General features: G+C 72.7%; 5 protein-coding genes. 3 read left to right on the top strand and 2 right to left on the bottom strand.

Annotated features, from left to right (window positions below; all coding sequences use genetic code 11):
- Positions 1-74: 74 nt before the first annotated feature.
- Both VM840_05790 and VM840_05785 read right to left on the bottom strand, forming a co-directional pair.
- The gene (locus VM840_05790) at positions 75-818 is read right to left on the bottom strand and encodes an SDR family oxidoreductase (protein HVL81088.1); all 744 of its coding nucleotides are present in this window, start codon (positions 816-818) and stop codon (positions 75-77) included.
- Between the two features lie 5 nt (positions 819-823).
- A complete protein-coding gene (locus VM840_05785) occupies positions 824-1,663 on the bottom strand; it encodes an SMP-30/gluconolactonase/LRE family protein (protein HVL81087.1) in 840 nt (279 codons plus the stop codon).
- 60 nt (positions 1,664-1,723) lie between these two features.
- Between VM840_05785 and VM840_05780 the strand changes: the two genes are divergently transcribed.
- The 3 genes from VM840_05780 to VM840_05770 form a co-directional block, all read left to right on the top strand.
- A complete protein-coding gene (locus VM840_05780) occupies positions 1,724-2,734 on the top strand; it encodes a DUF4432 family protein (protein HVL81086.1) in 1,011 nt (336 codons plus the stop codon).
- The gene (locus VM840_05775; GenBank protein HVL81085.1) at positions 2,731-3,579 is read left to right on the top strand and encodes an SMP-30/gluconolactonase/LRE family protein; all 849 of its coding nucleotides are present in this window, start codon (positions 2,731-2,733) and stop codon (positions 3,577-3,579) included. The genes VM840_05780 and VM840_05775 overlap by 4 nt, the downstream gene beginning before the upstream one ends.
- Positions 3,576-4,693: FAD-binding oxidoreductase (locus tag VM840_05770; GenBank protein HVL81084.1), on the top strand; the 1,118-nt coding region annotated here is incomplete at its 3' end. The genes VM840_05775 and VM840_05770, both read left to right, overlap by 4 nt.

Here is a 4,693-nt window from a genome sequence, read left to right as displayed (position 1 = left end):
GCGCAGGGGAGCTTGGAGCGGCACGGTGACCGTGGTGGCGCGCAGCGCCGTGATGCGCCCGGCCGGACCCGTCCTCATGTGCCGCCGATCACCGAGAGGAGCCCCCCGTCCACGAGCAGCGCGGCGCCGGTGACGAAGGAGGCCCGGGGTCCGGCCAGGTACGCGATCGCCTCCCCGACCTCCTCCGGACGGGCCACCCGTCCCATCGGGTGCATCTGCCCCCAGGCTCCCACCACCTCGTCGGGGTCCTTCCCCTCTGAGAAGAGCTCGGCGGCGCTGCGCAGCATCGGGGTGTCGACCGACCCCGGACAGACGCAGTTCACCCGGACGGCCGGCGCATGATCCACCGCCATCGCCCGCGTGAGCGCGACCACGCCGCCCTTCGACGCCGAGTAGGCGGCCACGCCCCGCTGGGCGGCCAGCGCCTGGACCGACGCCACGTTGACGATCGCCCCGCCCCCGGACGCCTCGATATGCGGAACGGCGTGCTTGCCGACGAGGAACATCTGCCTGAGGTTGACGCCGATGACCTCGTCCCACACGTCGATGGGGGTGTCGACGACCGATCCGTAGCGCTGGATCCCGGCCGCGCAGACCACCGCGTCGAGCCGTCCGAGCGCCTCCACGGCTTCGCCCACCGCGCGCTCGACCTCCTCGGGGTCCGAGACGTCGGCGAGCAGCGAGACCGAGTCGCCGATGGGCTCCGCGTCGGCCCGGTCGACGAGCGCGATCCGGGCTCCCTGTCGGTGCAGGGCCTCGGCGGCCGCGCGGCCGATGCCCATGGCGGCCCCCGTGACGAGCGCCGTCCTGCCCTGCATCTCGCTCACTTCGGGCTCCCGGACGGGCTCGGGTAGCGCAGCGGGAGCCCGGGGGTGTCGACCTCGCACGCGGACAGGTGCCAGCGCCCCAGGTTGCCGCAGACGAGCGTGGTGCGATCGGTCCCGACGAAGACCCCGTTGGTGGGGGCGGCGAGGAGGGTCCCCTGCGGGTCGTCCGCGAACACCTCGAGGGTGCCGTCGGCGATCCGGTAGACGCGGTCCGGGCGGTAGCAGAAGACGTAGGCGGTGCCGTCGGTGTCGAGGCAGATGCCGTCCGGGACCGCGTCCGGGAGCTCCACGATCACCTCGCGCGCGCTCGGATCGGCGACCGGTATGCGCACGAGCGCCCCCGGCACCGACTCGAGCACGAGCAGGTGTCCGCCGTTGGCGGTGAGACAGGCTCCGTTGGGGAACGCGGTCGAGGCCGTGCTCCACACCTCGGCCTCACCCGCCGGGGAGACCCGGAAGATGCAGCCGTCGTCGCCCTTCCACGTCCCGGAGTCGGTGACGTAGAGGTTCCCGTCGTCGTCGAACACCGGCCAGTTCGGGTTCACCATCGGGCGCTCCGGCGTCCCGGAGGCGTAGACCTCGGTCGATCCCGAGAGCGGGTCGACCCGCAGGACCTCGCGCCGGGCCACGTCGCATGCGTAGAGGCGTCCGTCTCCGTCCGCCGCCATCCCGAGCAGGAAGCCGCCGGTGTTCGCCACCTCCACCGGACCGGTCTCCTCGATGCGGTAGACCTGGCCCGCCTCCCCGCCCGCGTACAGGGTCCCGTCGGGGCCCACCGCCACCCCCTCAGGGTGGTCGAGGCCCTCGACCAGCACTCGGAAGCCGTTCGATGGCATCTTCGGTCCTCGGGTTCGGTCTAGTGTTCCCATACTGGATTGCCCGCCGGCGAGGGTCCAATGAGCATGCGCAGATACGGTCCGGAGCACACGCACGGCGCGCGAGCCGACGCCTCCTGGACGTACCGCGGGGTCGAGACCGCCGTCATCGAGAACGAGCACCTGCGCGCGGTCGTGCTCTCGGGGAAGGGCGCGGACATCTCGAGCCTCGTGCACAAGCCGACGGATACCGAGCTGTTGTGGCGGACCCCCTGGGGGGTGCGACACCCAGCGACCTTCGGCGCCCCGGGGGACCCCTGGCTCGACCATTACGAGGGCGGCTGGCAGACCGTGGTCCCCAACGGCGGTGCCGCGTCCACCTACCGGGGAGCCGAGCTCGGACAGCACGGCGAGGCCAACCTGCTCCCGTGGGACGCCGCGGTGACGTCCGACGGGCCCGAGCAGGCGTCGGTGCGCTTCCACGTCCGGCTGGCCCGGACCCCGATCGAGGTTACGAAGGAGATCTCGGTCTCCTCCGGACGCCCGGAGCTGGTCGTCGACGAGCGCGTCGTGAACGTGGGAGCCGAGGACCTCGAGATCATGTACGGACACCACATCGTCTTCGGTCCGCCGTTCCTCGACGAGGGGTGCCTCGTCGACCTCCCGGGCGGACGGGTGAGCGTGCACGACGAGGTCTGGCCTACCAGCAGGCTCGCCCCGGGCGCGACCGGAGACTGGCCCGTCGTCGGAGACGTCGACCTGTCGCGCGTCCCCGGCCCGGACGCCCGCTCCCACGACCTCGCCTACGTCACCGGGCTCCCCGAGGGTCGCTACACGGTCACGAACCCGGGCCGCGGCGTGACGGTCACCGTCCGCTTCGACGAGCGGTTGTTCCGCCACCTGTGGGTGTGGCAGAGCTACGGGGGCGGACACGGCTACCCCTGGTGGGGCCGGACCTACAACCTGGGGCTGGAACCGTTCACGAGCTACCCGAACCGGGGCCTGGCCGAGGCGGTGGCGAACGGGACGGCGCTCCTCGTGCCGGCGGGAGGCGCGATCGAGACGAGGCTGACCGTGGAGGTGAGCGCATGAACGGGCCCGAGCTCGTCGTCGACGTGAGCAACGAGACCGGTGAGGGTCCCTTGTGGCACGCCGGGTCCGTGTGGTGGGTGGACATCCCGCCCGGGGTCCTTCACCGGTACGACCCGCACGCCGACTCGCTGTCCACCACGCCGATCGGCCGGTTCGCCTCGGCGCTGGCTCCCCGTCCGGACGGGAGCCTGGTCTGCGCGGTGAAGGACGGGTTCGTCGTGATCGGGGAGGACGGCTCGGTGTCGGAGTGGGTGTCCCACCACCCCGAGGACTTCCCCGCCCGGACGAACGACGCCGCGGTCGACGCGCACGGGAGGTTCTGGTTCGGGCGCGTCCCGCTCGACTTCGCTGGGGAGCGCGGCGCTCTGTACACGCTCGACCTGGACGGCACGATCGCCCTCCACCTCGACGGGGTCAGGCTCCCGAACGGGATCGACTGGAGCCCGGACGGCCGGACGATGTACTTCGTCGACTCCCTCCGCTTCACCGTGCACGCGTTCGAGGTGTCCGACGACGGTGCGCTCGGCGGGCGCCGCGACCTCGTCTCGCTCCCCCACAGCTGGGACCCGCTGACCGTCCCGGACGGGCTGACCGTCGACGGTGAGGGTCACCTGTGGGTGGCCCTCTGGGGAGGGTCGTCCGTCGTCCGCTTCACCCCGGACGGTGAGCGCGTGGACGCCATCTCCCTCCCGGTCTCGAAGGTGACGTCTTGCGCGTTCGGGGGTGCGGATCTGACCGACCTGTACATCACCACCGCCGCCACCGAGGGGGAGCCGGGGTCCGGGGGCCTGTGGCGCGCGCGACCGGGCGTGCGCGGCCGGCCGACGAACGTGTTCGGACGTTGAGCACCCTCGCCGGCGTCGACCGTGAGGCCTTCGCCCAGGTGCTGCGTTCGCGGATGCGCGGCGACGTCCGGACGGACCGCATCGCCCGCGCCCTCTACGCGACGGACGCCTCGCCGTACCGGATCGAGCCGTTCGCGGTGGCGCGTCCGGCGGAGCCCGACGACATCGCGGCGGTCGTACAGACCTGCCGGGAGCATTCCGTGCCTATCACCGCCCGGGGCGCCGGCACCTCGCTCTCGGGCCAGTGCGTGGGGGCCGGGCTCCAGCTCGACCTCTCCCTGCTCGACCGGATCGAGTCGATCGAACCCGAGGCGCGCACGGCCCGCGTGCAGCCCGGCGTCACCTGGTGGCAGCTGAACCGGGCCCTGCGGGTCCACGGCCTCGAGTTCGGACCCGACCCGGCCACGAAGCGTCAGTGCACGCTGGGCGGGGTCGTCGGCACGAACGCGGGCGGCACCCACTCCATCGTCTACGGGGCGGCGGTCGACCACGTCCGGACGGCGGACGCCGTCCTCGCCGACGGGAGCCGGGTGACGTTCGGACCCACGATGGACCGGCTCCCGGACCGTCTACGCGCCGACCTGCTGCGCATCCGCGACGAGACCACGCCGCTGCTCGACGACCGGTTCCGGACCCTCGCCCGCCGCGGGTCCGGCTACCAGCTCGAGCACCTGTGCGTCCCCCATCCCAACCCGGCGAAGCTGCTGGCCGGCTCGGACGGGACGCTCGCGCTCATGACGTCGGTCGAGGTCACCCTCGACGAGCTGCCGGCCGTGCGTGTCCTGGGGGTCGTGGGGTTCCCCGACATGCACGCGGCTATCGATGCCGTACCCGCGCTCGTCGACACCTCCCCGTGCGCGGTCGAGCTCGTCTCCCAGTCGCTCCTCGACGTGGCCCGGTCGAGCGCCTTCCACGGGGCGCGCGTCCGCGACATCGATCCATCGCTCGGGGGCCTGCTCTTCGTGGAGTACCAGGGAGCCTCGCTCGCCGAGGCCGAGGCGGGTCTGGACCGGATGGAGCGCGTCGTGGCCGGTGCGCCGTTCGTGGGGCGGTACACGGACGTGCTGGCCGCGACCGCGATGTGGGAGGTACGGGAGGCGGGGGTGGGCGCGCT

The sequence above is a fragment of the Actinomycetota bacterium genome, from assembly GCA_035540895.1.
Taxonomy (GTDB): Bacteria; Actinomycetota; JAICYB01; order JAICYB01; family JAICYB01; genus DATLFR01.
This window is presented reverse-complemented; position numbering and strand designations above follow the sequence as displayed.